Raw genomic sequence first — 18,053 nt, 5'->3', positions numbered from 1 at the left:
TACATCGGCGCGCAAACTATCCTTATCCGGATCAGGACTTTGATGCCCGTTTGAAATCCTTGATGCGACCGATTGATTCCCGGGAATTTGATGAAGGAGAGTGGTGTGCGAAAGAGATATTCTAAGTGCCTGACTTTGATGATCGGTCTCGCCTCGGCCATGCCGGCCCTTGCAGCAGATCTGCCGGCTGCCATGCCTGACGACAATCTCAACGCCGTTCTCTGGGACCAGACCTCGGTCGAGGCTCAGGCCAATGCGCTTGGCGCCTATGCGCTCGCCCGCTTGCGGCTGGATCAGGCACTGGCCGACAAGAACTGGACCGCAGCACCGGTAGAGCAGACAGGCAATTTCCAGGACTTTCCACCGGCCATCATCCTCGATGTCGATGACACCGTGCTCAACACATCGGCCTATCAGGCGCGCAACATCACGGCAGGAACGAGCTTCACGCCGGATAGCTGGACGCAATATGTGAATGCCCAGCAGGACAAACCGATCCCGGGCGCCGTCGAATTCACCCAATATGCCGCCTCGAAAGGCGTAAAGGTCTTCTACGTCACCAATCGCACAGTTGACGAGGAAAAGCCGACCCTCGAGGAAATGAAGCGTTTCGGCTTCCCGATGGGCGACAATGTCGACACCTTTCTCAGTGCGAAGGAACAGCCGGACTGGGGCTCCGCCAAGGGCACGCGCCGCGCCTTCATCGCCAAGGACTACCGCATTCTCCTGATGTTCGGCGACAATTTCGGCGACTTCACCGATGACTACAAGGGTACGGTCGAGGAGCGCCAGAAAGCCTTCGAAGCCAATGCCGCCCATTTCGGCCACGACTGGATCGCCATCGCCAACCCGACCTACGGCTCGTTCGAGAGCGCACCCTACAAGGGCGACTACAAGCTGCCGCCCGAAAAGCAGCGCCAGCTGAAGCAGGATGCGCTGAAGCCCTGGGATGGGAAGTAGCCGTCGTTCAAGGGTGATTGTCAGGCGCATTCAAGTCTGTGGGAGCTTTGTGCCTGGCCCCTCATCCTAGCCTTCTCCCCGCAAGCGGGGAGAAGGGACGATCGAGAAACCGCCTGTCTTCAGAAAGACTGAAGCCAAGTCAGGCATGATAACCCCCTCGCCCCGCTTGCGGGGAGAGGGTTGGGGTGAGGGGCCAGGCACAGAATCAAGGCAAAGACGAACGAGCCTGACCGTCATCCACCCACATAGCCGGCCTCCACTCAGCTCTTCCGCTTCAGCTTCGTCGCACCTTCCTCGACCAATCTCTTCGCCGCCTCGGCGACTGTGATCTTGCCGAAGGCGAGCTGGTCGGCGACGGGGCGGGCGACGTTCTGGTCGAACTCTCCGGAGCCGAGCGGCGCCGGCACCGGGTAGCTGCCGACGTGATCCTTCAACAGCTCGACATATTGCACCGTCTGCTGCTCCACCGGATTGAGCGTCGGCAGGATGGCGGCGCGCACCGCGGGTGACATCGGCACGCCGCGCTCGACGCCGAGGATCTTGCCGGCGTCGACATCATTGACGAAGAAATTGATGAATTTCGCCGCCGCTTCCCCATTCTTGCTGGTGGCGCCGACGCTCCAGATCAGCGCCGGGCGATAATAGTGACCGGAGGGGCCGTCCTTCTTTTCACGCGGCAGCAGGGTGACGGCGAGCTTGCTCTTGACCACGAGCTGATAGCCGACAAGCTGGTTGGAATAGGCCATGCCGATGGCCGATTTTCCGAGTGCAAGGCAGTTGCTCTCGATGACGTTCTGGTCGAGCGTCTGGACATCGGCGGAAACCGTGCCGCCGCGTTTGCGCAGTTCTTCCCAGTAGCTGTACCATTCCTTGGCATCGTCGACGCCGAAGCCAAGCCCACCCTCTTCCGTAAAAAGGCTCTTGCCGCGCTGGCGCAGCCAGACATCGAGGACATAGTTGTAGCGCGCGCCATAAGGGCCGCCCCAATAGCCGCGCTTGCCGGCCGCCTTGGTCATCTCAACCGCAAGATCGGCATATTCGGCCCATGTGGTCGTCGGACCAGGCGGCGTCAGGCCGGTCTTCTTGAACATGTCCTCGTCATAGAACATCGCGAAGGAATTGAGCCCGAGGCCGATGCCGTAGAGCTTGTTGTCCACCGTGGTCAGCTTCAGCACGTCCTTGCCGAAACTGTCGACATTCAGCGTCGAGGGCACGAACTGGTCGAGCGGCATGCAGGCGCCACGCTTGGAATAGTCCGAAATCGTGCTCGGCTCGAGCTGGAAGACATCGGCGATGTTCTGGCTGGCCATGCCGGTCGCAAGCTTGGCCCAGTAGCCGTCGCCGCTGATGCTCTCGCCGATGACGGAGAGATCAGGGTTCTTGCTATGAAACAATTCGGCGACCGCGACCGTGCGCTTGCCGCGATCGGGCGAGCCCCACCACATTGCCCTGAGCTGGGTGGCGTCGGCAAAGGCGGGCATTGCCCCTCCTCCGAACGCCAGACCGGCAGTTGCTCCGGCGGCTCCAATCATGAATGAACGGCGATTCATGCGCATGAGATTCCTCCTTCTCTTGCGTTGTCGTCCGCGACGATCTCCCCGACGCCTTCAGCGGACAATTCCGGGGGAAGATATGCAACTTCATTGCACTGTGCAATAAAAAACTCTGTATTGCAAATTTGCATAATTTTGCATAACAATTGCGATATGAGCGATGTTCGATCCAAACGTATCCGGCAAGCCGATATTGCCACCGCAGCCGGCGTCTCCGTCTCGACGGTGTCGCGCGTCCTGACCAACGAACCCGGGATCAGCGAGGCGATCCGCCAGCACATCTTCAAGGTGGCCGCCGATCTCGGCTACCCGCTGAAAACGGCGGCGGAGACGGAAGCCGGCGGACTGGCCCTGATTGCCAGCGATAGCGTCACGGGCGGCTTGAGCGTTTTCTACGAGGGCATTTTGGAAGGCTTGCGCGCGGGGGCGGCCGAGCGCGGCATGCGCTTCGACATTCGCCTCATCCGCGAGGCCCGCACCGAACCGGATCTGGTGAGGGAATATCTGCAGTCTGCCGGTGCCGAAGGCCTGTTTCTCGTTGGCATCGACCCCTCCGAGGACCTGTGCCGGTGGCTGGAGGCTAGCGGCACGCCCACCGTTCTCGTCAACGGCACCGATCCGAAGCTGCGCTTCGACGGCGTTTCGCCCTCGAATTTCTTTGGCGCCTACAATGCGACAAGCCGCCTGCTCGATGCCGGTCACCGCCGCATCCTGCACCTGACGGGCTCGCATCGCCAGACGATCCGCGAGCGCATGCGGGGCTTCGAGGCCGCCATCACCTCGGTCGAGGGTGCCCATGGCCGCATCGTGCCGATGAACTTCCGTGGCAGCTCCAGCCAGGAAGCCCATGACACCACCGCCGCAATCTTCGCTGCGGATGAAGGCTATACCGCCGCCTTCTGCATGAATGATTTCATCGCCGTCGGCGTGCTCGATGCGGTTATGGAAGCCGGCCTGCGCGTGCCGGAGGATTTCGCCATCGTCGGCTTCGATGATCTCCCCTGCGCCCTGATGACCAACCCGAGGCTGGCGACCATGCGTGTCGATCGCGCGGCGCTGGGTCGCGAGGCCATCGGCCTGATGGTCGCCCGCTTCCGCGATCGCGATGCTCCCGCTCGCCAGATCTGCCACGGCGCTCCACCGGTCGCCGGCGGCACCCTTCCACCTGAAACCTGACCCCTCCCCGCAGCGGAAACAATCGAGAGAGCCATGCCGATGATCTACGACCCCGCCAGCACCAATCCGCTTGCCGGCAATCCACTGAAGACCCACACGGACATGCGCCGGGCGCTGACCGACCTGTTCAATCCGCTGCTGCCCTATTTCTCCGAGGGCAATGCCCGCGTCCGCATCGATGGCGCCGGCGCGCATTTTGACCGCGCGGCTGCCGATCTCGAAGGTTTCGCCCGCCCGCTCTGGGGCCTGGCGCCGCTCGGTGCCGGTGGCGGCGACTTCCGCCACTGGGACCGCTATGCCGAGGGGCTGGCCAACGGCGTCGACCCGAAGCACCCGGAATATTGGGGTACCGTCAACGGCCGCGATCAGCGCATGGTCGAGCTTGCCGCACTCGGCTTTGCACTCGCCTTGGTGCCCGAAAAGATCTGGGAGCCACTCGATCAACGCGCGCGCGACAATCTCATCACCTATCTCAAGCATGCCCGCACCTTCGACTATGCCGACAACAACTGGAAATTCTTCCGCATCTTTGTCGATATCGCCCTCGACAGGCTCGGCGCTTCCTTCGATCGCAGCCTGACGGAGAACTATCTGCGGGAGTTGGACGGCTTCTACATCGGCGACGGCTGGTATCGCGATGGCGATGTCCGCCGCATCGACCATTACATTCCCTTCGCCATGCATTTCTACGGGCTGATCTATTCCAAGCTCGTCAATGACGACCGCGCCGAGCGCTACCGCGAGCGCGCCGCCCTCTTCGCGAGGGATTTCCGCCATTGGTTTGCGCCTGATGGCGCCACCATCCCCTTCGGCCGCAGCCTGACCTATCGTTTCGCCTGCGCTGGCTTCTGGTCGGCGCTCGCCTTCGCCGATGTCGAGGCGCTGCCATGGGGCGAGATCAAGGGACTGTGCCTCCGGCACTTGCGCTGGTGGGCCGACAAGCCGATTGCCAATCGCGACGGCACCTTGCCGATCGGCTTTGCCTATCCCAACCTCCTGATGTCGGAGAACTACAATTCCGCCGGCTCGCCATACTGGGCCTTCAAGGCCTTCCTGCCCTTGGCGCTCAAGGAAACGCACCCCTTCTGGACGGCGGAAGAAAAGCCACTGGAAAATGAGCCGGCTATCGCCCCGCAGAAACATCCCGGCATGGTGTTGATGCGCAGCAAGGCTGATGTCGTGGCGCTCTCCTCCGGCCAGGAAAACCAGCAGATGCGCTTCGGCGCGGAGAAATACTCGAAATTCGCCTATTCGGCCCGCTACGGCTTCAGCGTCGAAAGCGATGAGCGCATTTTTGCCGGCGGCGCCTTCGACAGCATGCTTGCCTTCAGCGACGATGGCCTGCATTACCGTGTGCGCGAGACGAATGAAGAAGCCAAGCTCGCCGCCGATACGCTCTATGCCAAATGGTCGCCCTATCCGGACGTCACGGTCGAGACATGGCTCGTGCCCACCGCGCCCTGGCATGTCCGGCTGCACAAGATCACCACGCCTAGGCCATTGCAGACGGCGGAAGGCGGCTTTGCCATCTCCCGGCGTGATCTGGAAGCCGACACGCTGTCATCCGCAACTGGCGCCGCCTATGCGGTAGGCGAGGAAGATTTCAGCGGCATTCTCGATCTCGGCTCGACCGTCGAGCGTCAGGGCATAGCGCAGAAAGCTCCGCCGAACACCAATCTCATCGCCTCGAAGACACTGGTGCCGCAGCTGCGCGCCACCATCCCATCAGGTGAAACTATTCTCGTATCCGCCGTTCTGGCTGAGAAGGACCCATCCGCAGTCGGCAGCGCCTGGACGAAGCCGCCTGCGAAACCCGATATCGATGCCCTGCGCACCCTCGTGGCAGACAAGGGCATCACGGTCAGCGCCATCGAGGCGCCCGGTCGCTTGCCATGACGCAATTTACATCCGCTCGTCCGGCCATTGCCTTTGCGATGCAGCCATCGCGCACACAACACGTCCTGCCGGAGGCGCTGATCCAGCGCCTCGATACTGTCGGCCGAGTGTTGGACGCAGCACCAATGCAACGCTTCGATGATGCCCGCGCCGGAAAAATCCTCGCGGAGGCCGAAATCCTGATCACGGGCTGGGGCTCGCCAACCATCGATGCTGCAGCGCTGGCGCTGGCACCGCATCTGAAGCTGGTGGCGCATTCCGCCGGTACGGTGAAGGGCCTGCTCGGAGACAGCCTGTTTGATCGCGGCATAGCGGTCAGCCATGCGGCGCAGGCGAATGCGCTGCCGGTTGCCGAATTCACGCTTGCCGCCATCATTTTCGCCGGCAAGAAGATCTTCCGCTTTCGCGACCTCTATGTCGCCGACCGCAACCGCAAACGGACGCAGCCGATCCAGGCGCAGGCCATCGGCAATTACGGCCGCACTGTCGGCATCGTCGGTGCCTCGCGCATCGGCAGGCGCGTCATCGAGTTGCTCGCGCCCTTCGACTACCGCATCCTGCTCTACGACCCCATGGTCGATGCGGCCGAAGCGGCAGGCCTCGGCGTCGAGAAGACCGAGCTGGACGCCTTGATGACATCGGCCGATATCGTCTCGCTGCACGCGCCATCCCTGCCGGCGACACGGCATATGATCGACGTCCGACGTCTTTCGTTAATGAAGGAGGGGGCGACGTTCATTAATACGGCGCGCGGTGCTTTGGTCGACGAAGCAGCGTTGATCGCCACGCTGAAAACCGGCCGCATTGACGCGATCATCGATGTCACCGACCCGGAGATCCCCGAGGCCGGCTCGGCCTTCTATGACCTGCCGAATGTCTTCCTGACACCGCATATTGCCGGCGCTGTCGGACTTGAGCGGACGCGCCTCGGCGAAATGGCGGTGGAGGAGACCATGCGCTTCATCGAGGGCAGGCCGATGCTCTACGAAATCCACCGCGAGGACATGGCCCGCATGGCATGATGCGACGCAGCAAATCCATGAAAACACCCTGAAATCGCCCCATTTCGGCACAGGCAAACAACCGGTTTTTAATCATTCCGCGCTAGCAATTTCCTCAGCGAAGAGGTTCTAGTTATGCGTAGTCGCGTCCTTTCCATTCTGGCTGTGGTGCTGCTCGGCGTGCTGGCAGGCTGTGCCACTGCACCCTCGCGCACCCGCAACATCTGCGCGATCTTCGATCAGCGCGACGGCTGGTTCAACAATTGGCAGCGCGCCGCCCAAAACACCGAGCGCAAATACGGCGTGCCGGTGCCGATCCTGATGGCGACGATCTATACCGAATCCGGCTTCCGACCGCGCGCCCGCCCGCCGAGACGCTATCTGCTCGGCTTCATTCCCTGGAAGCGCCCGACAACCGCCTATGGCTATTCGCAGGCCCTCGACGGCACCTGGGACAAATACAAGCGCGAGACCGGCAACTGGACGGCAAGCCGCACCAATTTCGCCGACGCCATCGATTTTGTCGGCTGGTATCACTACCAGACGCACCTGCAGACCGGCATCGCGCTGAACAATTCCTACGATCTCTATCTTGCCTACTACTCCGGCCCCAAGGGCTATCTGCAGGGATCGTGGCGCGGCAATTCGACCGCTCTCGCCGGTGCCAAGCGCTTCAACGGCATGACACGGATCTACGCGCAGCAGCTGCCGGGCTGCGGCTGATCTCGCCACTGACTTTGAAGCAATTTCCGCAAAAGGCGGAGCCGCAAGCCTAAGGCCGCGGCTCCAGCAGGTTCAGACCGTCATCCTTGCCCCACAGATCGGCAAGCGATACCTGCTGGCCGGTGCGGCTGCTCTGCAAGGCCGCGATGCCGCAGAGAACCGACATCGCACCCGCACGCGAGCCGGCACGCTGCTTGAGCTCGTCGTTCGGGCCTGAGCGCAGCAGCATGTTGCGCAGCCGGTCGTCACCACCATAGTGACCGCCGGATGCGTGCGGCACCCATATGCGCTCGACATCACCGAAATTCTTCATGACGACGATTTCGTCTGCCGGCGGTGTCGACCACTTTTGCTTCTCGTATTGGCGCAACTCGATGCGGCCCTTGTGGCCGTTGAAGGCGATGTGGTGTCCCTCGATCGGCATATAGGTGTTGAGGGAATAGGAGACGTTGACGCCGTTGCGATAGCGGATGGAGGCGACCATCGTATCCGGAATATCGATATCCTCGCGGAAAACGCAGGCATCGCGCACATAGCCGTCAACGGTCGACGGGTCCTCATAGAGGCTTTCGAGCAGCGGCGTCGCGCTGATGTCGAGATAATAGTCGCACTCGTCCTTGTAACGACAGTTCCGACAGCGCTCGCCGCGGAACGGACCCTTGCGGCCGTAATGCTTGAGATCGGCAAAGGCGGCAACCGTTTCCGGATCGGAATCCAGATACCAGTTCAAGAGATCGAAATGATGCGTCGCCTTATGAACGAAGAGGCTGCCCGAATTTTCCGTGAAGGCATGCCAGCGGCGGAAGTAGTCGGCGCCGTGGCTGGTATCAAGATACCAGTGAAAATCGACCGAGGTGACATCGCCGATGACGCCGGAATTGATCAGCTCCTTGATCTTCGCCGATGTCGGCGCGAAACGGTAGTTGAAGGAGATATCCAGCCGCTTGCCGGTGCGCGCCTCGGCGTTGAGGATGCGCTTGATCTTGTCGACCGTCGTCGTCATCGGCTTCTCGCTGATGACATTGGCGCCGGACTCCATCGCCTTGACGATCAGATCGTCATGCGTGGAATCGCGCGTGCAGACGATGACCAGATCCGGCTTCTCCACCCGCAGCAGCTCATCGAAGTCGGTGTAAACAGGCACGGAGGCGCCGATATAGTCGAGCGCCCGCTGGGCCCGCATGGCATTGAGATCACAGACCGCAACAAGCTCGACCTCGCTGCTCCAGCGCTCGACAAGGTCCCTGCCCCACATGGTCGCGCCGCGATTGCCGGTACCGACCAGAACATAGCGTTTCTTCGATGACGATTGCATGTCTCCTCCTCAAGAGTCTGCAAATGACGATGTGAGGCCGCGTCGGGCCTGATTTACTTCGGCGAAGTGCCCCTCACCCCAACCCTCTCCCCGCAAGCGGGGCGAGGGGGCTTCCCTGCCAAACCCACGCTCACTCCGGGTGGTAAATTCGAATATTACGCTCCGTCGTCCCCTCTCTCCGCCCGCGGGGAGAGGGCTAGGTTGAGGGGCAAGGCAGGAAATCTATACCGCCGATGAGGCCTCCATCGCGTTCCAGTCCGGCTCCACCAACGAACCGAGACCGACAGCGTCGATAACGGAGCCGATCGCAAGCTGCCCGCCGTCGATCCGCAGCCGCGTCCGGCCATTGCTGACGCGATAGAGATCTGAATGGCTACGGGCGAAAGCCGCCTGCTCTTCCTCCGGCGCGCCGGCCATGCCATCGACATAGTGATGCCCGTTGCGCTCGATATGGGTCATGCCGATCAGCGAGGCGAGTGCCAGGTCCTGCTGCACGGCAAGTCCCCCTTGAGTCGTCAGGTCCTCGGCCGACATGAAATAGGGGATACCCTCTTCCGCGCTCCACTTGGCGACGCGCGCCCGGTTCAATAGCGAGCGATAGAATCCCTTGCAGGACTTCGAGGAGATGCCGGTATAGCCGAGCCCCCTCGCCGTCACGAAGGCATCGATATCGGCATCGGATTCATCGATCTCCACCGGCTTGAAGCCAGCAAGCGCCGTCACCGGCTTCTCAAAGGCATACGCGCGTGCGATCGGCTGCTCGACGAACAGGATCGAGGCGGCGAAACGCGCCAGCCTCGGCTCATCCCTGACGCGGGCGAGCAGATCGGCGACCGCCTCGGCGGACGAAAACTGCTCGTTGCCGTCAAGCGTCACGGAATATGTCGGCACCTTGGCATCGATAACGGCGGCAACGCGGCAGAGGCGATCGATATCGGCTTCGGGAGCACCTGATACCTTGACCTTGAAGAAGGTCAGGCCATAGGCGTCGATCGCCTCCTCGAAACCCTCCGGCAGGCCGTCATTCAGACGTTCGCTTGCCGGGATATCGCTTGGCACGATCGCATCGACCAGACCGACCGTATGCCGGGCGGCGAGGCGCGTTGCAGGCTCCAATGTCGACAGAAATCCGGAGAGATCGAAGCCAGAGAGATCATGCGCCGTCGAAGCGTCGATGCCGGGCCGGTTTGCCCTGATCGCCTGCGCAACCGTCTGGCCTTCCAGCCGGCAGAGGGCATCGAGAACAGCCCGATTGGCAACGGCGAGGCCGAAGGAGGCGACAAGGCCGTTCAGCTTTTCAGCCGCCGCACGGGCATGATGCGATGCCTCAACGGCCGCATGCAGCCCGAAAGCCGTTCCAGTACCCGCGCTTCTCAGCGCATCGAGCGCCAGCACCAGCGAGCGGCGCAGCTGGTTCTCATTATCGCCGTTGGAAAGATCAGGCGATTTGTCGAACCATTTCGGCACCATCAGCTCGGCCGCCATCCCTTGCGCCGAGCGGCCCAGGGCATCCTCGATGCGCACGCGCAGGAAAATCTGCCGGGCCTCCCGCAAGGTCGCGGCCCCGAAGCGGAAAGGCAGCCGCAATTTGACTGGGCGCTCGAATGCCTCGGCCTCGACAAGCCTGATTTTCAACGGTTCGGTCATGATGGTTGAGTGCTTCCCTTGTGGTTATCAGGCTCAACTGCCAAAGCCGTGCAGGAGAGCGGCAATGCTAAATCTCCAGCGGCGGGTCATGCTCCGTGCATGCAGCAATATCATGCATGGCGATGCCGATGCGCTTCATGATTTCTCCTCCCTGCCCGATTCCCTCCGGAATCAGGAAGCAACGCTTGGTCGCCGAAGAAATGTAACCGTATAGTTACAAGATCGCGCGATCACGCCGGCTTTGTCAATCGCCTTTTTTAAATTTCTCCGGCACCTCCAGGGATGCGTACTTTCGGGGCAGGTCATGCCCGGATGGAGGCCAGCGTCATCGCGACGATATGTTCGCCCCAGGCGTTGAGGGAGTCCTGGCTGCCCAGCTTGCGCGCAAAGATCGTCGAAAGCGTGTGGCGGTTCGAGAGATAGAAGAAGCCGAGTGCCGCAATCGTCAGATAGACGGATATCGGATCGACGGCAGCCCGAAACATGCCGGCCGCCTCTCCCCGGCGCAACACGCCCGAAAGCTCATCGATAAGATGTGAATGCATCGCAAGCACCTTGTCGGATCGCTTGAGATAATGAGCGTGATGCAGATTTTCGGTGGCAAGCAGGCTCAGGAATTCCGGATGCGCGAGGAAGTGCCGCCAGGTGAACAGAGCCAGCTCCCGCATCCCTTCCTCCGGATCGCGGCGTGCAAGATCGAGATGTTTTTCGGCATTGCGGATCGCCGCATAGGTCGCCTCCAGCACCGCGAGATAGAGCCCTTCCTTGTCGCCGAAATAGTGATAGAGCATCCGCTTGTTGGTCTGCGCCCGCGCAGCGATCGCATCCACCCGGGCGCCGCCGAAACCGTGGGCGGCGAATTCCTCGGTCGCCGCTTCCAGAATCATGGCATGGGTCTTTTGCGGATTGCGCGACACTTTTTTAGGCCGCACTCGCACGACCTCGTCGATTTCAGCTTGTGCTGTATTTTCAGTCCCTTGTCTCTCCCTGGCGGTCATGGCTAACCTCCTCCCGGATCGGTCTTTCCCGCAACGCGCGTCACCGGCCCCCGCATGCGTCGTTTTGAGTGTGACACGATTGGCGCTTGACAGCAGTCACATTTCTATCCAACTTGTAACCAAATAGTTATATCATGCAAAGCAGTTCGTAAATCATCGCTTTACTGGGGAGGAGACCAGGATGACGTTGACGATCGACCGCCGGCAGTTGCTTGCCGGCATGACAGCCGCGCTAGCCTTGAGTACTATCGGACTTTCCCGCGCCAATGCGGCAACGGCGATGCGCCTTCTTTGGTGGGGATCCAAGGAACGAAGCGACCGCACATTCTCAGCCGTCAAAGCCTACCAGACTAAAAATCCCGATATCACCATCGCCGGAGAATCCTTCGGCTGGGACAGCTACTGGACGCGCCTTGCCACCCAGACCGGCGGCGGCAATGCGCCCGACCTGATCCAGATGGATTATCGCTACATCTTCGAATATGCCCGTCGCGGCACATTGCTCGATATGACGCCCTATCTCGGCAAGAGCCTGGCGATCGAGGATTTCGGCCCCGCCAATATCGATTCCGGCAAGGTCGACAACAAGATTTACGGCGTCAGTCTCGGCGTCAATTCCTTCATGGTCGTCGTCAACACGGCAGCATGGACTGAAGCCGGTGTCGAGCCGCCGCATGACGCCATGAACTGGGAACAGCTCGGCGATGCCTGCGCCAAGGTGACGTCAGCCAAGAAGCGCCGCGGTTTTTATGGCACGGCCGATGCAAGCGGCGGCGAGCCGGCTCTCGAATGCTGGCTGCGCCAGCGCGGCAAGGCACTTTATACGGCTGACGGCAAACTGGCCTTCGAAGCCAAGGACGCCGCCGAATGGTTCGATTTCTGGGGTCATATGCGCAAGATCGGCGCTTGCGTGCCGGCCGATGTCCAGGCGCTCGACCAGCAGACCCTCGAAACCGACATGCTGGTGACCAAAAAGGCGGCCGTCAGCTACGCCCATTCCAACCAGTTTGTCGCCATTCAGGCCCTCGTCAAGGATAAGCTCGACATCGTCTCCTTTCCGGTTTCCGGTGCGGACAGCAAACCCGGGCAATATTTGAAGCCGTCGATGCTGATGTCGATTTCGGCGGCCTCGGCAAACAAGGATGCCGCCGTCGCCTTCGTCAATTATCTGGTGGAGGACCCGGAAGGTGCCAAGACCCTCGGCGTCGAGCGCGGCGTTCCTCCCTCGTCGAAGATCCGCGACCTTCTAACGCCTGATCTGGACCCCGTCAGCAAACAAGTCGTCGACTATATCGGCCGACTGACGCCGCATGTCGGGGCACTGCCGCCGTCTCCGCCGAACGGCGCCGGCGAGAATGCATTCCTGTTGAAAAAGATCGCCGAGGAAGTGGCTTTCGGCAAGACCAGCTCCCAGGACGCAGGGACGAAGTTTGCCGAACAGGCAGCAGCAAACATTACGCGAGGCTGACACCGTGGGTACAAACAGCAACAGCGTTGCCGGCGGCTTGGCCGTCAGCGCGTCCGCGCCGGTGCGCGTGGAAACCATCTACAAGGCGCCGAGCGCCTTTTCCCGCAACGCGCCGGGCTATCTCTTTCTCCTGCCGTGGTTCATCGGCTTTTTCGGGCTGACCCTCGGACCGGCGATCGCGTCGCTCTACCTCTCCTTCACCGACTACAATCTGTTGCAGTCGCCGAACCTGGTGGGGTTGGACAATTATGTGCGCATCGCCACGGCGGACGACAAATTCCTGTCCTCGTTGAAGGTGACACTGTTCTACGTCGTCTGCTCCGTGCCGCTGAAGCTTGCCTTTGCACTCGCGGTGGCACTGCTGCTCAATCGCGGCATCCGTGGCCTTCCGGTCTATCGCGCCATCTTCTACCTGCCGTCGCTGCTCGGCTCCAGCGTCGCCATCGCCGTGCTCTGGCGGCAAATCTTCGATGCCGATGGCATCGTGAACACGCTGCTCTGGTATCTCTTCGGCATCAACGGACCGAGCTGGATCTCCAATCCGGACTATTCGCTCTATACGCTCGTCATCCTCGCCATCTGGCAGTTCGGCTCGCCGATGATCATCTTCCTGGCCGGTCTTCGGCAGGTTCCGACCGATCTCTACGAGGCCGCCAGTCTCGACGGCGCATCCAAGACGCGGATCTTCTTCAAGATCACCCTGCCGCTTTTGACGCCGGTGATCTTCTTCAATGCGGTGGTCCAGACCATCGACGCCTTCAAGGCCTTCACGCCGGCCTATGTGATTTCGTCCGGCACCGGCGGCCCGATCGATTCGACGCTGTTCTACACGCTCTATCTCTACCAGGAAGCCTTCGGCTATTTCCGCATGGGTTATGCTGCGGCGCTCGCCTGGGTTCTGGTTGTCATCATCGCCATCTTCACCGCCTTCTCCTTCCTTTCCGCTCGTTATTGGGTGCATTACGATGACTGACGCGAAGCTCACCCATTTTGCCGAGGATATGAACCCGCCGCGCGAGCGCCCCTGGTTCGTCTCCGTCCTCGTCCACACCGCTCTCATCGCCGCATCCATCGTGATGCTCTATCCGCTGCTGTGGATGCTCTCCGGTTCGATCAAGGACCAGAACGAGATCTTCGGCACAGCATCGCTGATCCCGTCTCACTTCGACTTCAGCTCGTTCCCGCGCGGCTGGTTCGGTGGTCAGGTCACCTTCGGCACCTTCGTCTGGAATTCGGCCGTCATTGCCGTGCTGTCGGTCCTCGGCAATGTCATTTCCTGCTCGCTGGCCGCCTATGCCTTCTCGCGGCTGAATTTCTGGGGCAAGAATTTCTGGTTCGCGCTGATGTTGGGCACGCTGATGCTGCCCTATCACGTCACGCTGATCCCGCAATATATCCTCTTCCTGAAGCTCGGCTGGGTGAAGACCATGCTGCCGCTGGTCGTGCCAAAATTCCTTGCGGTCGACGCCTTCTTCATCTTCCTGATGGTGCAGTTCTTCCGCGGCATCCCGCGCGAGCTGGACGAAGCCGCCATGATGGACGGCTGCAGCCCCTGGCGCATCTACTGGCGCATCATGCTGCCCCTGTCGTTGCCGGTACTGGCGACGGCCGCGATCTTCTCCTTCATCTGGACATGGGACGATTTCTTCGGGCCGCTGATCTACCTCTCCGACATCAACACCTACACCGTGCAGCTCGGCCTGCGCTCCTTCGTGGACTCCACGGGAAGTTCCGACTGGAGCAGCCTGTTCGCCATGTCGAGCCTGTCGCTGATCCCGGTCTTCCTGATCTTCCTGTTCTTCCAGAGACTGCTGATCGACGGCATCGCCACGGCAGGTCTCAAACGCTGATACGAACCGCGCAGTCCCGAACACCCAAGGCTTGGGGCCGCATCCCGAGCAATTCCAGCAAAAGTGCGAAGCGGTTTTGCGTCCGGAATTGCGTGAACACAAACAGAGAGCATTTCTGGCTTCGTTTGAGACGGAAATGCTCCCGAGAAACCCATTGAAAGGAATGTCGCATGAGCGCGCTGCGCTTTGCCGCCATCGGCCTCAATCACGATCACATCTACGGCCAGGTCAACGTCATGCTGCGTGCCGGCGCAGAGCTGGTCGCCTTCCACGCTATCGAAGATGACCTTGCGGCCGTCTTCGCCGAACGCTTCCCGCAGGCGAAACGCGTTGCCGACAAAAGGGAAATCCTCGAGGACAGCTCGATTGCTCTCATCGTCAGCGCCGCTATTTCCAGCGAACGCGCTGGCCTTGCCATCGAAGCCATGCGCCACGGCAAGGACGTGATGCTCGATAAGCCGGGCATGGTGACGTTGGATCAGCTCGCGGATGTGCGAAAGGTACAGGCCGAGACCAAGCGCATCGTCTCCATTCTCTATTCCGAGCATTTCGAAACGGCATCGACCGTCAAGGCCGGTGAGCTGGTGAAGGCCGGCGCCATCGGCAAGGTCATCCACACCACGGGCCTCGGCCCGCACCGGCTGCGCAAGCCGACCAGGCCGGAATGGTTCTTCGACCGCAAGCGCTATGGCGGCATCATCACCGACATCGCCTCGCATCAATGCGAGCAGTTCCTGTTCTTCGCGGATTCGTTGGAGGCCGAAGTGCTGTCGGCGACGGTGTCCAACCGCGCCAATCCGGAAACACCCGGCCTGCAGGATTATGGCGACTTCCACCTGCGCACGCCTGACGTGACAGGCTATGTCCGCGTCGACTGGTTCACGCCGGATGGTCTTCCCACCTGGGGTGACGGCCGCCTGTTCATTGTCGGCACCGAAGGCACGATCGAGCTGCGCAAATATATCGACGTCGCCGGCCGCCCCGGCACCGATCACCTCTTCCTTACCGACCGCAAGGGCATGCAGCATATCGACTGCACCGGCCGCGACCTGCCCTACGGTCGCCAGCTTGCCGCCGACATAAGAGACCGCACCGAAACGGCGATGGGCCAGGACCATTGCTTCAAGGCCATGGAGCTGGCGCTGAAAGCGCAGGCGCTGGCCGAAGCAACATCGCTCAAGAATATTCAGAGGTAATTGCGTCATGTCCGACATCAAGAAAGTCGCGATCATCGGCCTCGGCATCGGCCGCTCCCACATCATGGAAGGCTATCTGCCGCACGCCGATCGCTTCGAAGTTGCCGCACTCTGCGATCTCAACGAGGAACGTCTGAATGCGGTCGGCGATGAATTCGGCATAGCAAAGCGCGTCACGGATTTCTCTGAAGTCCTTGATATGCCCGATATCGACATCATCGATATCTGCACGCCGCCCGGCTCGCATTTCGAGCTCATCATGCAGGCGCTTGCAGCCGGAAAGCACGTGGTCTGCGAGAAGCCGCTGGTGGGATCGCTCGCCGATGTCGACGCCGTCATCGCAGCCGAGAAGACATCAAAGGGCCGGCTGATGCCGATCTTCCAGTATCGCTACGGCGACGGCATCCAGAAGGCCAAGCGCATCATCGACGCCGGCATTGCTGGCAAGGCCTATGTAGCGACCTCCGAGACCCATTGGGTGCGCGGCGCCGACTATTACGCCGTCCCCTGGCGCGGCAAGTGGAATACCGAGCTCGGTGGCGTGCTGATGACGCATTCCATCCATCTGCACGACATGCTGACCTATCTGATGGGCCCGATCGCAGGCCTTTTCGGCCGCGTCGCCACCCGGGTCAACGATATCGAGGTTGAGGATTGCGCCAGCGCCAGCCTGTTGATGGAAAACGGCGCGCTCGCCACCATCAGCGCCACGCTGGGCTCGCACGACCAGATCAGCCGCCTGCGCCTGGTATTCGAAAACGTTTTGCTTGAAAGCAACCACGAGCCCTACAGCCCCGGCCAGGACCCGTGGAAGATCATCCCCGCCAATGAGGAAATCGGCGCAAAGATCGATGCGCTGCTCTCCGACTGGACGCCGATCCCGATCCGCTTCAACACGCAGATGCGGCTGTTCCATGAAGCGCTGGTTTCCGGTGGGCCGCTGCCGGTAACGACGGCCGACGCCCGCCAGGCGCTGGAACTGGTCACGGCATTTTATGAATCATCGGAAACGCGCACCGAGGTCCGCTTCCCTGTCGGGCCGGAAAGCGCAAAATACAAGAGCTGGAGGCCGGAATGAACATTGCCCCGGCAGCCATCAGGACGAACAAGGAGCAAGCACCCATGGCGACAAGCGTCTCGCTGCAGAAGGTTATCAAGCGCTACGGCGAACTCCAGGTCGTCCACGGCATCGATCTTGAGATCGAGCCGGGGGAATTTACCGTTTTCGTCGGCCCGTCCGGCTGTGGCAAGTCAACGCTGCTGCGCATGATCGCCGGTCTCGAGCCGATTTCCGGCGGCGGCCTTTATCTCGACGGCAGCCGCATGAATGATGTGCCCGCCTCCAAGCGCGGCATCGCCATGGTCTTTCAGTCCTATGCGCTCTATCCGCATATGTCGGTCTACAAGAACCTCGCCTTCGGCCTCGAAACCGCCGGCATGAAGAAGCACGAGATCCAGCCGCGCGTCGAAAAAGCAGCCGAAGTCCTGCAGATCACGCAACTATTGCAGCGCAAGCCGAAGCAGCTCTCCGGTGGCCAGCGCCAGCGCGTGGCCATCGGCCGCGCCATCGTACGCGAGCCGAATATCTTCCTCTTCGACGAGCCGCTCTCGAACCTCGATGCCGAACTGCGCGTGCAGATGCGCGTCGAGATCGCCCGCCTGCACCAGCGTCTCGGCAACACGATGATCTACGTCACCCACGACCAGACCGAGGCCATGACCATGGCCGACAAGATTGTCGTGCTCAACGGCGGCAAGATCGAGCAGGTGGGGGCACCGCTCGACCTCTACAACAAGCCGAAGAACAAGTTTGTCGCCGGCTTCATCGGCTCGCCGAAAATGAACTTCCTCAACGCCAAGGTCGCCGCATCCGACGATGGCTCCGCCGTCATCGACCTCCACGGCCAGACGGTCCGCCTGCCGCGCCGGCTGGGCGGCATCCAGCCCGGAGAAGCCGTAACGCTCGGCGCCCGCCCCGAACATCTGAATATCGGGGATCGCGGTGTGGCTCTCGGCAGCGCTCATGTCGATCTTGTCGAGCATCTGGGCGGCCAGACGATCCTCTACGCCACCCTGCATGGCGGCCAGACGCTGACGGTCGCATTGGAAGATCAGCAGGCTATCCGCGCCGGTGAAACGGTCAACATCCGCATCGATCCGGATCGCTGCCATCTGTTCGGGCCGGATGGGGCGACGCTTTAGGAAGTTTCGCGCACTGACTTATCTCGCCCCTGGCGGGCGAGAAAGTAAAAACTTAGGATTAGGCGAGG

The 18,053-nt window shown here is 61.2% G+C and carries 14 protein-coding genes and 1 pseudogene; 11 read left to right on the top strand and 4 right to left on the bottom strand.

Translation table 11 applies throughout. The features are described from left to right. Window positions 1–105 precede the first annotated feature (105 nt). The gene (locus A6U86_RS10140; protein WP_068390158.1) at window positions 106–960 is read left to right on the top strand and encodes a 5'-nucleotidase, lipoprotein e(P4) family; all 855 of its coding nucleotides are present in this window, start codon (window positions 106–108) and stop codon (window positions 958–960) included. A gap of 260 nt (window positions 961–1,220) precedes the next feature. On the opposite strand, the gene A6U86_RS10135 is transcribed toward A6U86_RS10140, so the two are convergent. Then, window positions 1,221–2,516 carry an ABC transporter substrate-binding protein gene (locus A6U86_RS10135; protein ID WP_068389992.1) on the bottom strand — a complete coding sequence of 432 codons (1,296 nt, stop codon included), beginning with the start codon at window positions 2,514–2,516 and terminating at the stop codon, window positions 1,221–1,223. A gap of 150 nt (window positions 2,517–2,666) precedes the next feature. On the opposite strand from A6U86_RS10135, the gene A6U86_RS10130 reads away from it, so the two are divergent. The 4 genes from A6U86_RS10130 (at window position 2,667) to A6U86_RS10115 (ending at window position 7,309) form a co-directional block, all read left to right on the top strand. Then, window positions 2,667–3,689, top strand: coding sequence for a LacI family DNA-binding transcriptional regulator (locus A6U86_RS10130; RefSeq protein WP_068389989.1), 1,023 nt, complete (start codon window positions 2,667–2,669; stop codon window positions 3,687–3,689). A gap of 39 nt (window positions 3,690–3,728) precedes the next feature. Then, window positions 3,729–5,585, top strand: a complete 1,857-nt coding sequence (locus A6U86_RS10125; RefSeq protein WP_068390155.1) for a DUF2264 domain-containing protein — start codon at window positions 3,729–3,731, stop codon at window positions 5,583–5,585. Continuing rightward, window positions 5,582–6,607 carry a hydroxyacid dehydrogenase gene (locus A6U86_RS10120; RefSeq protein WP_068389986.1) on the top strand — a complete coding sequence of 342 codons (1,026 nt, stop codon included), beginning with the start codon at window positions 5,582–5,584 and terminating at the stop codon, window positions 6,605–6,607. Before A6U86_RS10125 ends, A6U86_RS10120 begins: the two co-directional genes overlap by 4 nt. A gap of 114 nt (window positions 6,608–6,721) precedes the next feature. Then, window positions 6,722–7,309 carry a transglycosylase SLT domain-containing protein gene (locus A6U86_RS10115; RefSeq protein ID WP_068389983.1) on the top strand — a complete coding sequence of 196 codons (588 nt, stop codon included), beginning with the start codon at window positions 6,722–6,724 and terminating at the stop codon, window positions 7,307–7,309. A gap of 49 nt (window positions 7,310–7,358) precedes the next feature. Here the strand turns inward: A6U86_RS10115 and A6U86_RS10110 are convergent, their stop codons facing one another. The 3 genes from A6U86_RS10110 to A6U86_RS10100 form a co-directional block, all read right to left on the bottom strand. Beyond that, window positions 7,359–8,624, bottom strand: coding sequence for a Gfo/Idh/MocA family protein (locus A6U86_RS10110; protein WP_068389980.1), 1,266 nt, complete (start codon window positions 8,622–8,624; stop codon window positions 7,359–7,361). Window positions 8,625–8,846: 222 nt separating this feature from the next. Then, entirely contained in the window at window positions 8,847–10,271 is a 1,425-nt protein-coding gene (locus tag A6U86_RS10105; RefSeq protein ID WP_068389977.1) for a mandelate racemase, read from the bottom strand. A gap of 302 nt (window positions 10,272–10,573) precedes the next feature. Further along, window positions 10,574–11,269: a TetR/AcrR family transcriptional regulator gene (locus A6U86_RS10100; RefSeq protein WP_068389974.1), complete on the bottom strand. Its 696-nt coding sequence runs from the start codon at window positions 11,267–11,269 to the stop codon at window positions 10,574–10,576. Window positions 11,270–11,450: 181 nt separating this feature from the next. Here A6U86_RS10100 and A6U86_RS10095 point away from each other — a divergent pair, with 181 nt between their 5' ends. The 6 genes and pseudogenes from A6U86_RS10095 (at window position 11,451) to A6U86_RS10070 (ending at window position 17,985) form a co-directional block, all read left to right on the top strand. Beyond that, window positions 11,451–12,737, top strand: coding sequence for an ABC transporter substrate-binding protein (locus tag A6U86_RS10095; RefSeq protein WP_068389971.1), 1,287 nt, complete (start codon window positions 11,451–11,453; stop codon window positions 12,735–12,737). A 97-nt stretch (window positions 12,738–12,834) separates the two neighbouring features. Beyond that, window positions 12,835–13,710, top strand: a pseudogene (locus A6U86_RS10090) (carbohydrate ABC transporter permease); the annotation flags it as partial. A gap of 28 nt (window positions 13,711–13,738) precedes the next feature. Continuing rightward, window positions 13,739–14,587, top strand: coding sequence for a carbohydrate ABC transporter permease (locus tag A6U86_RS10085; RefSeq protein ID WP_198929043.1), 849 nt, complete (start codon window positions 13,739–13,741; stop codon window positions 14,585–14,587). A 170-nt stretch (window positions 14,588–14,757) separates the two neighbouring features. Beyond that, window positions 14,758–15,783 (top strand): Gfo/Idh/MocA family protein, encoded by a 1,026-nt coding sequence (locus tag A6U86_RS10080; protein WP_068389964.1) that lies wholly within the window; start codon window positions 14,758–14,760, stop codon window positions 15,781–15,783. A 7-nt stretch (window positions 15,784–15,790) separates the two neighbouring features. After that, window positions 15,791–16,861 carry a Gfo/Idh/MocA family protein gene (locus tag A6U86_RS10075; RefSeq protein ID WP_068389961.1) on the top strand — a complete coding sequence of 357 codons (1,071 nt, stop codon included), beginning with the start codon at window positions 15,791–15,793 and terminating at the stop codon, window positions 16,859–16,861. A 44-nt stretch (window positions 16,862–16,905) separates the two neighbouring features. Continuing rightward, window positions 16,906–17,985 (top strand): ABC transporter ATP-binding protein, encoded by a 1,080-nt coding sequence (locus tag A6U86_RS10070; protein WP_068390149.1) that lies wholly within the window; start codon window positions 16,906–16,908, stop codon window positions 17,983–17,985. Window positions 17,986–18,053: the final 68 nt, after the last annotated feature.

Origin of the sequence: Rhizobium sp. AC27/96 (genome assembly GCF_001692325.1) — a bacterium.
In the GTDB taxonomy this organism is placed as follows: domain Bacteria; phylum Pseudomonadota; class Alphaproteobacteria; order Rhizobiales; family Rhizobiaceae; genus Rhizobium.
The sequence above is the reverse complement of the archived record's forward strand: the minus strand, read 5'-3'. Positions and strand labels throughout refer to the sequence as shown.